General features: G+C 47.9%; 14 protein-coding genes. 5 read left to right on the top strand and 9 right to left on the bottom strand.

The genetic code is table 11. The features are described 5' to 3' along the window. Nucleotides 1-90 precede the first annotated feature (90 nt). The 4 genes from H8S65_RS07340 to H8S65_RS07325 form a co-directional block, all read right to left on the bottom strand. Nucleotides 91-2,457, bottom strand: a complete 2,367-nt coding sequence (locus tag H8S65_RS07340; RefSeq protein WP_186929339.1) for an ABC transporter permease — start codon at nt 2,455-2,457, stop codon at nt 91-93. A gap of 29 nt (nt 2,458-2,486) precedes the next feature. Then, nucleotides 2,487-3,491, bottom strand: coding sequence for a DUF4837 family protein (locus H8S65_RS07335; protein ID WP_186929338.1), 1,005 nt, complete (start codon nt 3,489-3,491; stop codon nt 2,487-2,489). A 189-nt stretch (nt 3,492-3,680) separates the two neighbouring features. Beyond that, nucleotides 3,681-4,352 (bottom strand): hypothetical protein, encoded by a 672-nt coding sequence (locus H8S65_RS07330; RefSeq protein WP_186929337.1) that lies wholly within the window; start codon nt 4,350-4,352, stop codon nt 3,681-3,683. A gap of 5 nt (nt 4,353-4,357) precedes the next feature. Then, complete coding sequence (locus H8S65_RS07325; RefSeq protein WP_186929336.1) at nt 4,358-6,427, bottom strand: RNA degradosome polyphosphate kinase; 2,070 nt, start codon at nt 6,425-6,427, stop codon at nt 4,358-4,360. Nucleotides 6,428-6,485: 58 nt separating this feature from the next. On the opposite strand from H8S65_RS07325, the gene H8S65_RS07320 reads away from it, so the two are divergent. Next, entirely contained in the window at nt 6,486-6,980 is a 495-nt protein-coding gene (locus H8S65_RS07320; protein WP_186929335.1) for a metallophosphoesterase family protein, read from the top strand. Nucleotides 6,981-7,010: 30 nt separating this feature from the next. Here the strand turns inward: H8S65_RS07320 and H8S65_RS07315 are convergent, their stop codons facing one another. The 3 genes from H8S65_RS07315 to H8S65_RS07305 all read right to left on the bottom strand — a co-directional run bounded on the left by H8S65_RS07315 (nt 7,011) and on the right by H8S65_RS07305 (nt 11,221). Then, the gene (locus H8S65_RS07315; protein ID WP_186929334.1) at nt 7,011-8,132 is read right to left on the bottom strand and encodes a hypothetical protein; all 1,122 of its coding nucleotides are present in this window, start codon (nt 8,130-8,132) and stop codon (nt 7,011-7,013) included. 61 nt (nt 8,133-8,193) lie between these two features. Continuing rightward, nucleotides 8,194-9,039 carry a lipoyl synthase gene (lipA, locus tag H8S65_RS07310; protein ID WP_186929333.1) on the bottom strand — a complete coding sequence of 282 codons (846 nt, stop codon included), beginning with the start codon at nt 9,037-9,039 and terminating at the stop codon, nt 8,194-8,196. Nucleotides 9,040-9,046: 7 nt separating this feature from the next. Next, nucleotides 9,047-11,221 (bottom strand): S9 family peptidase, encoded by a 2,175-nt coding sequence (locus H8S65_RS07305; RefSeq protein ID WP_186929332.1) that lies wholly within the window; start codon nt 11,219-11,221, stop codon nt 9,047-9,049. A 191-nt stretch (nt 11,222-11,412) separates the two neighbouring features. Between H8S65_RS07305 and mnmL the strand changes: the two genes are divergently transcribed. Beyond that, nucleotides 11,413-12,369 carry a tRNA modification radical SAM protein MnmL/YtqA gene (gene mnmL, locus H8S65_RS07300; protein WP_186929331.1) on the top strand — a complete coding sequence of 319 codons (957 nt, stop codon included), beginning with the start codon at nt 11,413-11,415 and terminating at the stop codon, nt 12,367-12,369. On the opposite strand, the gene H8S65_RS07295 is transcribed toward mnmL, so the two are convergent. Continuing rightward, nucleotides 12,329-12,826: a DUF4251 domain-containing protein gene (locus H8S65_RS07295; protein ID WP_186929330.1), complete on the bottom strand. Its 498-nt coding sequence runs from the start codon at nt 12,824-12,826 to the stop codon at nt 12,329-12,331. The two genes, mnmL and H8S65_RS07295, sit on opposite strands and share 41 nt — an antisense overlap. A 416-nt stretch (nt 12,827-13,242) precedes the next feature. Here H8S65_RS07295 and H8S65_RS07290 point away from each other — a divergent pair, with 416 nt between their 5' ends. After that, nucleotides 13,243-15,924 carry a calcium-translocating P-type ATPase, PMCA-type gene (locus H8S65_RS07290; RefSeq protein ID WP_186929329.1) on the top strand — a complete coding sequence of 894 codons (2,682 nt, stop codon included), beginning with the start codon at nt 13,243-13,245 and terminating at the stop codon, nt 15,922-15,924. Nucleotides 15,925-16,149: 225 nt separating this feature from the next. On the opposite strand, the gene H8S65_RS07285 is transcribed toward H8S65_RS07290, so the two are convergent. Beyond that, on the bottom strand, nt 16,150-16,371 hold the full coding sequence (locus tag H8S65_RS07285; RefSeq protein WP_186929328.1) for a DUF6722 family protein: 222 nt from the start codon (nt 16,369-16,371) through the stop codon (nt 16,150-16,152). 141 nt (nt 16,372-16,512) lie between these two features. Between H8S65_RS07285 and H8S65_RS07280 the strand changes: the two genes are divergently transcribed. Continuing rightward, nucleotides 16,513-16,812 (top strand): STAS domain-containing protein, encoded by a 300-nt coding sequence (locus tag H8S65_RS07280; protein ID WP_186929327.1) that lies wholly within the window; start codon nt 16,513-16,515, stop codon nt 16,810-16,812. Between the two features lie 21 nt (nt 16,813-16,833). After that, nucleotides 16,834-17,244, top strand: a complete 411-nt coding sequence (locus tag H8S65_RS07275; RefSeq protein ID WP_186929326.1) for an ATP-binding protein — start codon at nt 16,834-16,836, stop codon at nt 17,242-17,244.

The following is a 17,244-nucleotide window of genomic DNA, read 5'->3' as shown; positions in this document are numbered from 1 at the left end:
ATTCAGACAAGACGGAACTTGTTCCTCCTCCATTCAACAATTTTCTTTTATTCACATAAATCTTTTGGAGTATAGATAAACATCTCTTCTTCACTCGCTCTTCACCACCTCCGCCGGATTACCGTTGGCCGCCCTCAACACCTGTCCTAAGACGGTAAGCAGCACCACCGCCACCACTCCCGTAAGTACACCCGCCAGCAGCCATCCGGGGATATCCGTGCGATAGGCATACCCTTGCAGCCAGTTGTCCATGGCAAAGTAGGACAGCGGGAGTGCAAAGACAGCGGCAATGAACACTTGCAGCGTATATTCGCGGAAGAACATGCGGACGATCGTTCCGGCTTCGGCTCCGACCACCTTGCGGATGGCGATCTCTTTGCGCCGCCGTTGCGTGGCGGCAGAGGCGACAGCGTAAATGCCGAACAACGAGATCAGCAGGCAGACGACCGCCAGGACGGAAAACATTTTCAGCCCGACTTGTTCCGAGCGGTTGAGGCGGTCGTACAACTCACCCACAGGCGTCAGGCGGGCATCGGCCAAGGTAACGTCGACTTCGGGAAGAATCTCCATAACCCGGCGGATTGCCTCCATCTCCTGTCCGGGAACAACACGCAGATACAAGAGATTGAACAACCGTGTCGAAGGAAAGAAAAGCGCAGGCTGGATACGGTTGCGAAGTGACAACAAATGGAAGTCTTTCACCACACCCGCCACTTCATAATCGGCAACGGAATCCTCTTCGAACACCGGCATACGGATAACCACCCCCACCGGGTCACGAAGCCCCATCACACGGACCGCCTCCTCGTTGAGAACCACCTTTCGCACCTGTCCTTCCTCCCACCACTTTCCATGAAGCAGTTTCAAACGGAACGTCGAGGCAAAACACTCGTCTGCAGGAACCAGATAAAAAGAGCTGTTCGCAGATGATTGCTCCCCTGGCCATTCCACCCGGTTCGACAGACAATAAGGCAATACCTCATGGCGAGGTTCGAAATAAGCATCGGTCAGAATTTCGACTTGGGGGACTGCCTTCAACTTGTCCATCAAGGCAGCTTCCACTTTTCCCGAATAATCCTGAAACCCGGACAACTGCACGACTCCGTTACGGTCAAACCCCAAATCTTTGTGATTGACAAAACGCATCTGCATCATTACGACGGATGCGGCAAGGATAAACACGACACTGACCGCAAGTTGCAAAGTGACAGCCATCCGCCTCAACACCGGCTGCCGCGTATTCTCCCTTTCCGACGCAGGCAACATGGCCAAACGGCTTAACCGCCAAAAAGCGACAGCGCCGACAAGCAGTATCGAAGCCAGCAATACGGCACTACTAGCAAGGAAGAACAGGACCAATTGCGACACCCCTATTTCAATGTCCAACAGCCCTGAAAAGGCGGGACGGACAAGCAGTATCAGGAAACATGCCAGCAAGAAGGCGATCAGGATCGAACAAGCCAGTTCGAAAAGCATCTGCCGGATCAGTTGGCCTCCCGTAGCTCCGTTCACGATGCGCAAATGCAACTCCCGGAGGCGCTGGCGGAAAAAGTCGAGATGCAAGTTCAAGAAATTGAATATCGTAGATAACAGCAGCAATATCCCGGAGGCGACAAACAGGCCTATGAAGTTCAGCGTAAAAGGCGCATCCGAGTTCAGGTGGTGACGGATATCGCCGATGGGCAATACCCGCAACTCGACATTGGGGTTAGTCCCCGACCGGGAAGCCAAATCACGCACTTGCCCTGCCAGTGCGCCGGCATCTGCATGAGGATTCAGCTTCACATACAAATCAAAGATGAAAAAGCCCCACTGTTGTTTTTCATCTATTTCGGCAAAGTGCTTGACCATATTGCTGTAAATAATCGCGTCGAACGAAAAATTAGAGTTGGCCGGCGGGTCTTTCACCACCGCCGTGACCGTATAGGGCGGCCAATCCGCCCTGATCGTATTCTGCACCTGTTGCCCGACTGCTTTTTCCGGATCGCCGAACAAGCGCACAGCCATCGTTTCCGTAAGCACGACATTATCTATCACTTGCAGCGGACGCTCGGCATCGCCGCAAACAAACTTCTGCGGGAAAACATCGAAGAAAGCGTTCTCGGCATAAAGCATGCGCAACCGGACATACGGGATATGATCGGTACGGCAGTTCTCCTCCTGCCCGGTTATGCAAACGGCGGAGGCTTCTACAGCCGGAAACTGCTCATGCAATGCCTTCTCATAAACTTTCGAAAGGCTTTTGTTCACATTGCCGGACTGTTTATCTACGGCATAAACACGATAGATATTCTCCGCTTCCGGGTAAAAACCGTCGTAAGACGTCTCGTAACGCATCCAATAAAGGACCGGTACGAAGCAGGCAAGCCCGAATGCCAATCCGAAAATACCGGTCAGCGACTGCGTCTTGTATTTCCACATATTACGGAAAGCGATTTTCAGATAAAGAGCCAACATAATACTATCAAATTTAAAGCATAAACAACTCAATTCAAACAAAACGTATAAAGCGACGCTTCCGCCCGCCGGAGCAGTTTCGCCTTTTTCGTGCCCGGGGCATAGACGAAGGTTTCCGCCACGACAACCCGCTGGTTCTTCCGGTCGAGATGGGCATGGCTGACAAACGGGCCGCCCATCATGTCGCCTTCCATCTCCCACAATCCCCGGACGACTCCGCAGTACTCCCCGTTCTTCGATATAGCTTCGTAAGAGGGTGTAAAACGCTTTTCGGTCGTCATATAAGAGCCGGGGAACGCGCCTTGTATATGTTCGCCTAAAACGGAATCGCGCATGGCTACCAGATAATCCAACGTAAACGTACGCTCGCTGACATAAGGGAAACTGTAGACGACCATATCGGTCCGTCCCCTCACGCCATGATCTGTCACCCAAAGAAAGTCCGTCGTATCCTTATAAGAGCACATCTCTTCCGGTGCATGCAACTGCGCATTGAAACGCGCCTTCACCTTGTCGTCCACCCAGACGCTATGCGACCCCTCCAGATAGCCGGCCGCCCGTTCCCGCTCCTTCTCACCCAACCAGGCGACCAACGGCGTTCCTTGCTTTTCCAGGTATTCAGCCAAAAGCCGGGGAGAAGGCGCGTTGACCGTAACCACTTCCTGCCCGGTAGCCCACCGGTCTTTTTCCTTATATACAGATACCTTCGTGTAAAGGGATGCATCCACCCGGACATTAATAATGTTACGGACATAATGGAGCAGGCCGTTAAACTGCGACGGCTCGGCATACGTCACCCGCATAGTCGGCTCATTCTGGGGCAACCCCGGAATAGGAGCCGTCAGCTGGCCGTACAGCAACCGGCCTGCCTCTCCTTTCCACGTATTATTGTCCATTACAACCAACACTTCATAAGCAAAACCAGTCGCCCGTTTCATAAAGATGGACTGTTTAGCCGGCTTGGATGACCGGTTACAAGCCGTCCCCCCTGCCAGGGCGATCAGGATCAAAATTAATAAAAAATGCGTTCTCATGTCATTCACTCATTAAGTTTACTTAAAAATTAAATCCACACAACGCAAAGATAGAGAGGAGGGAAAAGAAGGGAAAGAAACGATGCCGGACAAATAGCTAATCCATTAACAGCTTAAAATACAATCACATAAACAAAACGAGCGATACAATATATCCAATTCAGCGGACAATCCGCCTCTTTCCTGCCCCTAATAAAGACGAATAAATTGATCCAAATCGGCCTTCTCATCCAGCCGGAGCTTCTTCTTCAACCGGTTTTTCGATTTGGTCAGGGCTTCTGACGTATTATTGAAAACAGCCAATTGTTCCTTCCGCGAGAAGTTCCATTTGACCAGACAGCAGATTTCCTGTTCATGGCGGGTAATCCCTTGCTTCTCCTTCAAATCGATCAGGATATGATTGAAAAGGACATCTGTCAAATGAAACAGACCGTTCCATTCCTCGCGGGTGAGGTTCGTATGAAGCGGGTCATCTTTCAACTGGACCAGCATAGACAGGACATTCATATCGGACAGGTCTGCGTTTTCGGCTGATAAAGAGGATATGACCCGCTCGCTCTCCCGAAGTTTCCGTTGGTAGAACTCAAGGTCGGACATCCGTTCCTTATACTGTTCGGATTCGGATGCCGAGTGCAACAAATCTTCTTCCAACTGCTTCACCTGCCTGGCATATTCGTAACGTTCCTTTTGCTGCCGGCAGATGATCGCTTTATTCCGTTTCAGTTTCTCCTTTACCTGGCGAAAGCGTTCTTGCCTGCCGCCCGTACGAAACCCGATCACAAATCCGAACAAGGCTCCTGCGATCAGGGCGACAAAGCACAAGGTAAATAACACGAATGTCCAGGAAGAAGGAAGATCCATACCGTCTATATTTTGTTTTTCAGATATTCATAAATAGCCAACTGTGCCCGGACTTTCACCGGATTGTCATCCCGTTTGAAGTTGTTATGCAAATGTTCGTCGATCAAACAGGCTTTCACGTTATCCTGCAACTGGATATTCAGGATATCGATGATGTTTTGCTTGATTTCCGCATTCAGAATCGGGAAAGCTGTCTCTATACGGCGATTCAGGTTCCGACGCATCCAATCGGCAGAAGTCAGGAACAAATCTTCCTCTCCGTCATTATAGAAGTACCAGATGCGGGAATGTTCCAGAAACATATCCACAATACGGGTCACCCGGATATTCGTACTGAACGGACGGTTCGGGACCAGGCAACAAATTCCCCGGACGATCAGGTCGATTTCCACTCCGTTCTCACTCGCATTATACAATTCATCAATCATATTCTGGTCATGCAGGCCATTCATCTTCAACACAATGCGTCCTTTACGCCCGGCCTTCACATGTTCGATCTCCCGATGGATCATACGGGTTAGCTCCGGAACCATATTAAAACGGGCAACCAGCAGATGGCGGAACGTCGGTCCGGTCAGCTTCCCTTCCAGCACGGCAAACACTTTGTTTATGTCGGTTATCAATTCCGCATTCGAAGTCAGCAACGCCATATCGGAATAGATACGCGCCGTTTTTTCATTGAAATTGCCGGTGCTCAGATAGGCAAAATCCCGCCGCTTGCTACCGTCCTCCGTATCTTTCCGCAAGATAACCGCCACTTTTGCATGCACTTTCAAGCCGGGGATGCTATAGATAATACGGATGCCGGCCTGCTCCATCCGTTCAGCCGTGCTCATATTGTTCTCTTCGTCGAAACGGGCTTTCAGCTCCACGAAGACCGTCACCTTCTTGCCGTTCTGCGCAGCACTGATCAACGTGTTGATAACAGCCGAATTCTCCGCCACCCGGTATTGCGTGATCTTGATCTCATCTACTTTCGGATCGAAAGCCGCCTCCATCAGGAAACGGATCAGATAGTCGAAAGACTGGTAGGGGAAATGCAACAGGATATCCCGCTTTTTCACCGCCCGGAAGACAGAACCCATCTCGTCCAGGAAAGGCACACGCATAGGAGACGGAACCTGTTGCTCCAACTCTTTCCCCTTCGGATTCGGCAGTTTGATCAAATCCTGCAGGTTGTTATACCGTCCCCCCAGTACCAGATCGTCTGTGGTAATACCAAAGGCATTGCATATAAACGCCAAGAAATCATCGGGCATATTGCTGTCGTACATAAACCGGCTCAAGGCGCCGATCTTGCGCTTTTTCACTTTCTTGCGAATGTTTTCCACGATATTCCCGCCTTTCTCGTCATCCAGGTAAATATCGGCATCCCGTGAAATCTTGATGCTGTAACAACTCTCCACCACATAGCCGGGGAAGATACTGGACAAATTGGCCCGGATAATATCGTCGATAAACATGATATAGTGTTTTCCTTCATGCGTAGGCAATTCGATAAAACGGGGCACTTTCGCATACGGGATTTTCATCAGGGCATAATAATATTCCGGCACATAATCCGGTTCTGTCATCCGCTTGCTCTTTTTCATCATCCGGATTACCAGATAAAGACGGCGGTCACGTATGAACGTACGGATATCCCCTGCCTGTATCATGACCGGCGAAAGGAAAGGGAACACCTCTTCATTGAAAAAGTTATGCACGAATTCCTCATGAAACGGTTCCGGCCTGCTGTCCTGATACAAGTAGATATCCTGCCGGTTCAATTCCTGCAATACTTTGGAGAATATGCGATAGTATTCGCGCTGCTGCCGGTTCACCTCTTCCGTGATTTCGGCAAGCGTCTCTTCCGCTTCCGCCCCGCTTTCTTCGGTGAAATTCTTTTTCATGATCACACCCCGGTGCTCGGCAACCCTTATCTCGTAAAACTCTTCGAGATTGGACGAATAGATCGAAAGGAACTTGATACGCTCATAGATAGGGAGCGTTTCATCTTCCGCCTCCAGCAAAACGCGATAGTTGAAGGACAACCAGCTAATATCACGTTTAAAGTATTTATGTGAATTCTCCATCGTATTATTATCTTCGGTCGGTAAATATAAATACTTTTGTGGGATAAAAGAAATTGTTATGCTTAAAATAGGACTTCTTTCAGATACCCACGCCTGGTGGGACGACAAGTATGCGGAATATTTCTCGGAATGTGATGAAATCTGGCATGCAGGAGATATCGGTTCGGACGGACTGGCGGCACGGCTGGCGGCATTGAAACCATTTCGCGCCGTATATGGCAACATAGACGGGCAATCGCTTCGCCTGCAATATCCGCAGGTCGCCCATTTCAAGGCCGAGGAAGTGAACGTCATGATGACGCATATCGGCGGCTATCCGGGACGTTACAATCCGCTTATCAGGGAAGAGTTGTATGACACCCGGCCCAATCTGTTCATTGCCGGACATTCGCATATCCTAAAAGTTGCGTTCGACAGAAGTTTAAATTGCTTGTATATGAATCCGGGCGCAGCCGGTAAGAGCGGATTTCATCAGATAAGGACACTGGTACGTTTCGTGATAGACGGGAAGCTGATTAAAGATCTGGAAGTTATCGAATTAGGCAATCGATAAGAGTGCAAACATTTGCACCCTTACCGATTCTTAGCAATCAGCACAGCAGAAATTTTCTGCCAGCAGGACAGTGTTTTGCAAATAAGCAAATTCCTGTTCAAAATACTCGCTGAAAACACCTGAACTCAGATTTTCTTCAATCTGCTTGGAAGTCCAGAGCTTTCCGTTCGGTCGTTTGATCTGATCCATAACCTCTTCTGAGCGCACACACATCACATACAGGTTCACCAAATGTTTCACCTTTTCGTTCTCAAATGTGTACCGAATCAGGAAACGGGGCATGATATCACCTTTCTCACCCAAGTCGCCCATTGTTTCACGCACCGTACTTTCTATACTATGGCGGAACAAAACATATCTGTAGAACGGATAGTCGATCGTATCAGGTGATACAAAAGACTTCTTCCCCCTGTTTACCAGATAAAGCATTCCCTGGTAAACAACAGCCACACGTACAACAGGATGATAATACTTTTTTGGTAACGAACGGCTTACGGAACGAGCTATGCAACCAATCACCTTTCCTCCGTCATTCAATACAGGCAACCACATTTCCTTTTGAAGGCTGCCTTGCATCATCGAGATTCTTATCTGTTCATACAGAATCAGAAATACTCCGATAACGATCCCAAGCTCCCTGTATAAGAAACGCTCCATACGCACACTCTGCATCGTTTCGGGCAAAATACTGTATACCAAAATGATAAACAGATGCAATGTATAGAGGTTCTGGATGAGCTGGGCGACAAAAAAGAATTCATTCAACGTAGTACGCATCAATGTCCGCTTGTAGGTCGGATGCTGAGAAGTCCGGATTCGCCGTAATATTGTCCGTTTGGCAAACCCCAAAAACGCCAATACCACTACTAATAAAACTTCTGTTATTAACGGAGAATAAATAAACAACACCGGCTCAAGCCGAAGGCAAAGAAAAATCGAATAAAGAACTAATGTTGTCGCAGCCGGTAATAACAAAAATTGATAAACCTTATCCTTACTCAGGATCTGATACAAAAAAATACAAACGAAACAAAAGGTAATGCCGATTATGAAGGATAACAAATATGAAAAATAATTATCCAAAAACATAAACAGCAACAGTGGCACTAAGCCAATAGCCTGATTATCCAGGCCTCTCTTCACTTTGTTCATACCCATTCCCCCTTTTTTCCCTTTATAACATAACAAACTGTACAGAGAAATGTTCTCGCCATCATACGTGTTTTTCAGCGTGATAAGAGGAACGGACCAGCGGAGCGCTCTCCACCTTTTTGAACCCTTTTTGTAAAGCAATTGATTTATAAGACTCGAACTGTTCAGGCGTAACGTATTCTTTAACCGGAATATTTTTCCGACTGGGTTGCAAGTATTGCCCGATTGTCAGGACAGAGACGCCGGCAGCCCGCACGTCATCCATTAACTCGCAAACTTCCCCGACCGTTTCACCCAGACCTACCATTATACCGGTCTTGGCAACGACGCCTTGTGCGGCAATACGCGCAAGCACGGAAAGGCTTACCTCGTACTTCGCGGCACTACGCACTTCGGGACTGATACGGCGAACAGTTTCCATATTATGGGATATTATTTCGGGAGCGGCTGCCACCACTTTATCCACCAGTTCCAACCGCCCCTGAAAGTCGGGGATCAGGACTTCTACCGTCGTTTCCGGATTGACCGCTTTTATCGTACGGATCGTATCTACCCAATGCTGCGCACCCAAATCCGGCAAATCATCCCGGTCGACAGAAGTAATAACCGCATGTTTCAACTCCATCAGCCGGATGCTTTCCGCCACATTCGCAGGCTCCTTCGGGTCCAACGGGAGCGGCTTGCCTGTCAACGTATTGCAGAAACGGCAAGAACGCGTACAGATATCTCCGGCAATCATAAAGGTAGCCGTCCCCCTGCTCCAGCACTCTCCCATATTCGGACATTTCCCGCTGGTGCAGATCGTATGCAGGCAATGGGACTCAACGATGCTTTTTGTTCGTGTGAACTGTTCGTTCCCACCCAGCCGGATCTTTAACCAATCCGGCTTTCTTAAATGTTCTGACATTATAATGTTACAAATTATCAAATAAAAAGTTAGACATTCTGGTATACAGATGATAACGGGTATTTCCGCCATAGATACTATGGTTACGGTCTTTGTAAACCTGCATTTCAAACTGTTTACCGGCTTGTACCAAGCTTTCAGCATAATCCATTGTCTGCTGGAAATGCACATTATCGTCGGCTGTGCCGTGGATCAGCAACAGCTTTCCCTGCAAATCCTTCGCCAGACGGATCGGTGAAGTAGCGGCATAGCCTTCAAAATTTTCTTTTGGCGTACGCATAAAGCGTTCCGTATAGACAGAATCGTAATATTTCCAATCGGTAGGAGGCGCAACGGCGATACCGGCTTTGAAAGTTCCGTTACCGACACTCATGGACATCAGCGTATTGTAGCCGCCGAAACTCCATCCCCAGATAGCCATGCGGTTCTTATCGACAAACGGCAATTTGCCTAAAGCCTGCGCAGCTTCCACCTGGTCCTTAGATTCCAGTTCGCCCATCCGCAGATACGTGCATTTACGGAAGGCTTCCCCACGGGCTCCTGTACCACGTCCGTCCACACAGACCGTAATGATCCCGTTAGCCGCCAGATATTGTTCCCAGTCAAAACCATATTTATCCAATACCTGCTGGGAGTTCGGGCCACTGTACTGGAACATCAGGACCGGATATTTTTTCGATTCGTCGAAGTCAGCCGGTTTCACGATCCATGCATTCAGTTCATAATCGGAAGCTGTACGCACTTTGAAAAACTCCTTCTTGGCGTAGGAATAGCCTGCCAGCTTATCGATCAGGCGGGCGTTATCCTGAAGGACACGCAGCACTTTATTCGACTTCGTCTCGTTTACGGTAATTTTGACCGGCGTGTTGGCATTTGAATATTGATTTACATAATAAGCGAAGTTATCGCTGAATGTTGCATTGTTCGTTCCTTCCTGTGTCGAAAGTTTCGTCTTTACTCCTTTCGCATCGATTTTATATATAGCACGCCGGATCGGACTTTCTTCGGCCGATTCATAGTAAACCGTCTTTGCCGCTTCATCATAACCCAGGAACGCCGTCACGTCCCAATTGCCTTTCGTCACCTGGCGTTGCATGACACCCGTAGGAGAATACAGGTAAATATGCGCATAGCCATCCTGTTCATTTACATAAGAGAAGCTGTTCGCATAAAAATGGATGGAGTTCAACCACTCAGAATCGACATAAGCCTTATTTTCATCACGCAGGATCAGGCGGAAAACGCCGCTTTTCGGATTCGCGTAATACATATTGAAAACATTCTGATGACGGTTCAAGGTCATCACAGCCAACTGATCGTCATTATTCGTAAAAACGATCCGTGGAATATAGCTGTCCGCTTCCACCGGAACTTTCAGTTCCTTCGTATCTTTCGTCGCCACGTCATAAGAGTGCAACGTCACTTTCGAATTCTTCTCGCCAGCTTTCGGATATTTATAGTCATAATAGCCGGGATAAAGCCCGTTGCCGAACATCTGCATCGAATATTCGGGCACTTCCGATTCATCGAAACGCACAAAAGCCAACTGTTCGCTGTTCGGCGACCAGGCCATCAGGTTCGTTACGGCAAACTCTTCTTCATATACCCAATCGGTAATACCGTTCAGGATTTTATTCAGCTCCCCGTCTTTCGTCACCTGGACTTCCGTATCGTAATCGAATTTACGAATCCATATATTATTGTCACTCACATAGGCGACCATCCTCCCGTCCGGCGAGAATGTCGGAATCATCTGCTTGCTTTTCGAATCGGAAATCGGCTTCACATAATTACGGCGCACATCATAGTCGTACACATTCGCCTTGAACGAACGGCGATAGATCGGCTCCGTATCGCGCCAGACGAGAATATGATGTCCTGTGCTGCTGATCGTGTATCCGTCGAACTTGTCAAACGTACACTCACGCGCTTTCCCTGTATTGAATAAAGTATCGACCGGATTTCCGGTGCGATAGGAATATTTTATAATCATGTTGCGGGCATCGTTCATCGCCGTGTAATGCTCGCCGTCAGGCATAGAACGCATTTCCCCTATATTTGTCACTTGGCGGAACTGACCGTCTGTAATTTCTTTTAAATCGACACGTTTACTCCCATTCTGTGCTGCCAGGCTCCCAACCAGCAGGAACGAAAGTAAAGCGCCAAACCCTAATCGTTTCATGTATGATCCTATTTTTATCTTATAATTCAGTTAGAACGGATTGCAAAGTTACTACATTCTTGCCGTATTTGGCAGAAAACCGCCAATGATTAAAGGATATTTGTGTAGAACAAAGCCATCCGGATGTCATTTTATCAAATTATTAACCACCGGACATTGCCCTTTAACCATTATAAATTACCTTTGCCCGCATGGAAAACAGCAAACCATATCGTGATTTCGGAGATTTCCTGCGGGAAGTATTCCCTTATAAAGTGCAAAAGATTTCGATCAACGCCGGCTTCACCTGTCCGAACCGCGACGGGACGAAAGGTTTCGGCGGTTGTACCTACTGCAACAACCAGACATTCAGCCCGGAATACTGCCATACCGAAAAAAGCGTAACGGAACAATTGGAAGAGGGCGTCCGCTTTTTCTCCCGCAAATATCCGGAGATGAAATATCTGGCCTATTTCCAAGCATATACAAACACGTATGACGAACTAAACTCGTTGATCGCAAAATATGAGGAAGCGCTCGCTTATCCGGATGTCGTCGGACTGATCGTCGGCACACGGCCGGATTGCATGCCGGAAGCATTGCTGGATTATTTCTCCGCTTTATCCCAAAAGAAGTTCGTCATGATCGAATATGGCTTGGAGAGCACGCTGGACCGTACCTTAACCCGTATCAACCGGGGACATACGCAGGCTGAATCGGAAGAGGCCATCCGTCGCACGGCGGCCCGGAACATCTACACGGGAGCCCACTTGATCTTAGGTCTTCCGGGAGAAAGCCGGGAAGAAATATTGCACCATGCCGACAACTTGTCCACCCTTCCGGTCACGACGCTGAAGCTCCACCAGTTGCAACTTATCCGAGGCACGCGCATGGCCAGGGAACAGGCGGAACATCCCGAACAGTTCCACCTCTATACCGTCGACGAATACATCGACTTGGTCATAGACTTCATAGAACGATTAAACCCCTCTATTGTCGTAGAGAGGTTCGTATCGCAATCCCCAAAAGAGCTGCTGATTGCACCGGATTGGGGACTTAAGAATTTTGAATTTACAGCAAAGGTAAATAAACGTATTTCCGAACGAAATGCGCGGCAGGGGCGGCTGCTCAATCCTCCTTCTTCGGAGCCAGTTCTCCCTGGTATGTGATATTTTGCCTATTAGCCGGCGTTACGCTTATGATTGCGGAACCATTTGAAAATACTTGCACATCGAAACGGAAAGTATCTTCTTTGGTACGGGCTGCAAATTTAATTCGAGCGGTCCCCTTCTTATCGAAGGTTGATTGATAATCGGTAATTGATTCTTCAAAACGCATCCCGTCGCCTCCACCGTACGGCAAAGAATATGCCCTGCCGAAATAAGGCAGATAAGAAATCGCCGAGTCACCACGCATTTCAAGAGAATAAGGAGTCGTCAGATTAACCGTACGTCCTCCCATTGGCAACGCCCGGTCCACATCTATCGTAAACCGGCCGCTTTCTATCATTTCTTTTATGTCTTTAGCTTTTTGTTCTTTCCTTTCCTTCTTATTTTGAGAATAAAGGGATTGTCCTCCGATCGTAAGGACAATCCCTATCAAAAACAATAACCTAACATTCTTCATAAACCTTAAATAACTAAACATTATCTTTCGCCTTTGTATATATAAGACAGTCCAATGCCTCAAAAGGTTTATTCCAACAATGTTAATTTATATCAAAGGGGCTGCATCAAAATTCATGATTCGAACCCGCCAAGACAAAACGGGACTTTGACACACCCCCTTTCTCATGCCTATGGGAATCTTTTCACAAGACAGTGAGAAACTTTTCTCATCTTGGCGAGAAAGTTTTCTCACCAGCATGAGAATAAATTCTCACTACATACGGAATCAATGAGAAAAACAAACGAATTATTCGTACAACGGATTTAACCATCGAACCTCCTCCTGATTTCAAACATTAACACCTTGTATTTGTATATGTCCTATAACTTTGCGTAATTTGTTCCCTCAATTTTCTGAAACAGATTAATAAATTTATGGAGAAAAAACATCAGTATCAAGGATTAACCAAACAAGAAGTAGAAGAAAGCAGGCGCCTTCACGGCGAAAATATCCTCACTCCTCCGGAGAAAGCCTCTCTATGGAGCCAATTTCTTGAGAAATTCAATGATCCGATTATCAAGATTCTATTGGTAGCATGGTTCTTGTCCATGATTATCGCAGGCGTACATTGTTGGGGGCCTGAGGCCAAAGGCTTTACCGCCTTCCTCGAACCGATCGGCATCTTCTTCGCAATCATGTTGGCATCTTGCGTCGGCTTCTTTTTCGAAGTCAAGGCAAACAGGGCTTTCGATGTATTGAATACGGTCAATGATGACATCTTTGTGAAGGTGATCCGCGAAGGGAATATCTGCCAGATCCCGCGAAAAGAGGTTGTCGTCGGCGATATTGTCGTACTGGAAACGGGAGAAGAAGTCCCGGCCGACGGACATTTATTGGAAGCGATCTCCCTGCAGATCAACGAATCGACATTGACCGGCGAACCGATCATCAGCAAGACGACAAATGAGGCGGACTTCGATGAAGAAGCGACCTACCCGTCCAATGTTGTCATGCGCGGAACGACTGTTGTCGACGGACATGGCGTAATGGCTGTTGAAAAAGTCGGCGATGAAACCGGATACGGAAAGGTGTATGAAGGCTCGCAGATAGAAAACAATATCGACACGCCGCTGCAGATACAGTTAGCCGGGTTGGCGAAGGTGATCAGCAAAGCCGGCTATGCAATTGCTACTATCACTTTTATCGCATTACTGACAAAGGTACTGCTGTCCTCATCCGGAATGCCGGTCATGGACCTGATCTCCCATATCCTGAATATATTTATGGTAGCAGTTACGCTGATCGTCGTATCTGTGCCGGAAGGCTTGCCAATGAGCGTAACCCTCAGTTTGGCGCTGAGCATGAACCGGATGCTGAAAACGAACAACCTCGTCCGTAAAATGCATGCCTGCGAAACAATGGGAGCTACTACTGTCATTTGTACGGACAAGACGGGAACACTTACACAGAACCAGATGCAGGTGTACCAAACGAACTTTTACAACCTGAAAGACCAGAAATTAGGAGACGACGAACTGAGCGACCTTATAAAAGAAGGCATATCGGTCAACTCAACCGCCTTCCTCGATTTTTCAGAAGATAAGGTAAAAACCTTGGGTAACCCGACGGAAGCCGCTCTGCTGTTATGGTTGAACAGCCAACACCAGAACTATCTGGAAATACGGGAAAGCGACCGGATACTGGATCAACTGACCTTCTCCACCGAACGGAAATATATGGCGACAGTCGTACAATCGTCCTTACTGGGAAAACGCGTGCTGTATGTCAAAGGCGCTCCGGAAATCGTATTGGCGAACAGCAACCGGGTAGCGATCGACGGGACCTATAAACCGGTAGAAGACTGTAAAGCCGGCATCGAAAAGCAGCTACTGGACTATCAGAACCAGGCCATGCGTACGCTGGGATTTGCCTACCAGATATTGGAGGACGGACAGGATGCCGCGTTCTTTGCAAACGGGCGATTGCATAATACGGACCTTACCTATTTAGGTATCGTCGCCATCTCCGACCCCGTGCGTGCCGATGTTCCGGCAGCCGTTCAAAGTTGCCTTGATGCCGGCATCGACATCAAAATCGTGACCGGTGACACTCCGGGAACGGCCAAAGAGATCGGACGGCAGATCGGAACCTGGAAAGCCGGAGACACCGAACGCAACATCATCACCGGGCCGGGCTTCGAAGCCTTGACAGACGAGGAAGCCTTGGATCGTGTGCTCGACCTGAAGATCATGTGCCGTGCCCGCCCAACCGACAAACAACGCCTGGTAAAATTGTTGCAGCAGAAAGGAGCCGTAGTTGCCGTAACAGGTGACGGGACCAACGATGCCCCCGCCCTGAAAGCAGCGCAGGTCGGCCTGTCTATGGGAGACGGGACTTCCGTGGCGAAAGAGGCAAGCGACATCACGATTATAGACAACTCGTTCAGCAGCATCACCCGTGCGGTGATGTGGGGACGCTCCCTGTACCGGAACATCCAGAAATTCCTGTTGTTCCAATTGACGATCAATGTGGCGGCCTGCCTGATCGTGTTGTTAGGTTCCCTCTTAGGAACGGAATCTCCGCTTACGATCACCCAGATGCTTTGGGTGAACCTGATCATGGATACATTTGCCGCCGGAGCACTGGCTTCGCTGCCGCCTAACGAACGGGTGATGAAAGACAAACCCCGCCGGAGCGGCAAGGATGGCGACTTTATCATTACCCGCCCGATGGCTTACAACATTTTCGGTGTCGGCCTTGCATTCGTAATCGTCTTGATGGGGTTATTGCTCCACTTCCATGCACAGGACGGACTGACGCCGCACGACCTGTCCTGGTTCTTCAGTTTCTTCGTGATGCTCCAGTTCTGGAATATGTTCAATGCAAAAGCGTTTATGGAAGGACGTTCGGCATTCGCCAACCTCAAAGGAAGCAAGAGTTTCCTGCTGGTAGCCTTGCTTATCATCGTCGGACAATACCTGATCGTCACGTTCGGCGGCGAGATGTTCAGTGTCGTTCCGCTATCCTGGAAAGACTGGGGAATCATTATCGGCTCGACTTCGCTGGTTCTCTGGATCGGAGAGGTTGGACGGCTGATCGGAAGATTGAGAAAATAATTAAAAAGAAAGGCGCTGTCGATTTTGACAGCGCCTTTCTTTTTAATTATTTTTTCTTCCTTTTATAATTCCGAATCAAAAGTACAATAGCAAGACCAGAGTTTCATCATACTTTTTCATCTTCTTTATGTTCAATCCGGTACTTATAGATAAGAAGTGCAATCAAGCCAATCGTACTTCCTACAGCCAAACTTCCAAATAAAACTACTGCTGGTTCCATATTCTTTACTTTTTATGTTTTAAATCATAAATAACAAATCCAGTGGCTACAAACATAACAGTAGACCAAACTCCTACAAACAATACAAATCCTTTACTTTCCGCCATATCCAACAGCGTACTTAGCACTACACCCGCAAAGACAAGCTTTGCAATATCAACAAAGAAATCGCCTAACTTCTCATTGATCTGAATTACTTCATTTGTTACTCTTGTTACTTTTTTCATAGCTAACAACTATTTTGATTACTACACCCGCAAAGATAAATGAAATATTCGTACCGATAACACAAATCGTTACAAATAACTTGCTCACGTAAAGGATAATCTATACTTTTGCTTGAACGTAAATCAGAATAGGAACAGATTATGAAGATAACAATAGAAAACGGGAAAGAAACAGTCATCAGCCTTTCCGGACAATTAGATACGTTAACCTCCATCGATCTTGAAAAAGAGATCGCTCCCATCCTTCAGGGAGAAGCGCAAACGGTAGTGCTCGACGGCGCAGAACTGACCTACATCAGCAGTGCCGGACTCCGCCTGCTCCTGACGCTGCAAAAAGGGATGAAAAGCAAAGGAGGCTCCTTCCGGTTGAAGAATATCCAGAAGGAGATTATGGAGATCCTGAATATCACCGGATTCTCCCACATCCTCACGATTGAATAACAAGCGTCCCTATTCCGGCAGATGACAAATACGCTATACATCAAAAACGAACTGGAACAGTTAACCCGTCTATACGCGTTTCTGGACCGGCAAGCAGGCGTTTACAAACTGGAAGAGCTACTGTCGATGCAGATCAAACTGGCACTTGAAGAAGCCGTGACCAATGTCATCCTGTACGCCTATCCGGACAAGAAAGATCAGGACATCCGTATCGATATGAGCTGCGAGAACAAACGGCTGACAATCGTGATAACCGATACAGGAATCGCCTTCAACCCGCTTGAGAGGCAGGAGCCGGATCTGACACTTTCACTGGAAGAGCGCCCCATCGGCGGACTCGGAATCTTTCTGGTCAAACAACTGATGACGGAAGTCACCTACAGTCACTCAGACGGAAAAAACATACTTACAATGACAAAAGACATTCATTGA

Origin of the sequence: Parabacteroides hominis, assembly GCF_014287585.1 — a bacterium.
Taxonomy (GTDB): Bacteria; Bacteroidota; Bacteroidia; order Bacteroidales; family Tannerellaceae; genus Parabacteroides; species Parabacteroides hominis.
Note: the sequence above shows the minus strand (reverse complement) of the source record. Positions and strands in the feature narration are given on the sequence as shown.

What these genes read in the sequence shown, in the direction of transcription:
- H8S65_RS07315 (WP_186929334.1), bottom strand. Translation starts at nt 8,132, where the DNA reads ATGAACAAAGTGAAGAGAGGCCTGGATAATCAGGCTATTGGCTTAGTG.
- H8S65_RS07275 (WP_186929326.1), top strand. Translation starts at nt 16,834, where the DNA reads ATGACAAATACGCTATACATCAAAAACGAACTGGAACAGTTAACCCGT.
- H8S65_RS07280 (WP_186929327.1), top strand. Translation starts at nt 16,513, where the DNA reads ATGAAGATAACAATAGAAAACGGGAAAGAAACAGTCATCAGCCTTTCC.
- H8S65_RS07340 (WP_186929339.1), bottom strand. Translation starts at nt 2,457, where the DNA reads ATGTTGGCTCTTTATCTGAAAATCGCTTTCCGTAATATGTGGAAATAC.
- H8S65_RS07330 (WP_186929337.1), bottom strand. Translation starts at nt 4,352, where the DNA reads ATGGATCTTCCTTCTTCCTGGACATTCGTGTTATTTACCTTGTGCTTT.
- H8S65_RS07335 (WP_186929338.1), bottom strand. Translation starts at nt 3,491, where the DNA reads ATGAGAACGCATTTTTTATTAATTTTGATCCTGATCGCCCTGGCAGGG.
- lipA (WP_186929333.1), bottom strand. Translation starts at nt 9,039, where the DNA reads ATGTCAGAACATTTAAGAAAGCCGGATTGGTTAAAGATCCGGCTGGGT.
- H8S65_RS07325 (WP_186929336.1), bottom strand. Translation starts at nt 6,427, where the DNA reads ATGGAGAATTCACATAAATACTTTAAACGTGATATTAGCTGGTTGTCC.
- H8S65_RS07285 (WP_186929328.1), bottom strand. Translation starts at nt 16,371, where the DNA reads ATGAAAAAAGTAACAAGAGTAACAAATGAAGTAATTCAGATCAATGAG.
- H8S65_RS07290 (WP_186929329.1), top strand. Translation starts at nt 13,243, where the DNA reads ATGGAGAAAAAACATCAGTATCAAGGATTAACCAAACAAGAAGTAGAA.
- H8S65_RS07305 (WP_186929332.1), bottom strand. Translation starts at nt 11,221, where the DNA reads ATGAAACGATTAGGGTTTGGCGCTTTACTTTCGTTCCTGCTGGTTGGG.
- mnmL (WP_186929331.1), top strand. Translation starts at nt 11,413, where the DNA reads ATGGAAAACAGCAAACCATATCGTGATTTCGGAGATTTCCTGCGGGAA.
- H8S65_RS07295 (WP_186929330.1), bottom strand. Translation starts at nt 12,826, where the DNA reads ATGAAGAATGTTAGGTTATTGTTTTTGATAGGGATTGTCCTTACGATC.
- H8S65_RS07320 (WP_186929335.1), top strand. Translation starts at nt 6,486, where the DNA reads ATGCTTAAAATAGGACTTCTTTCAGATACCCACGCCTGGTGGGACGAC.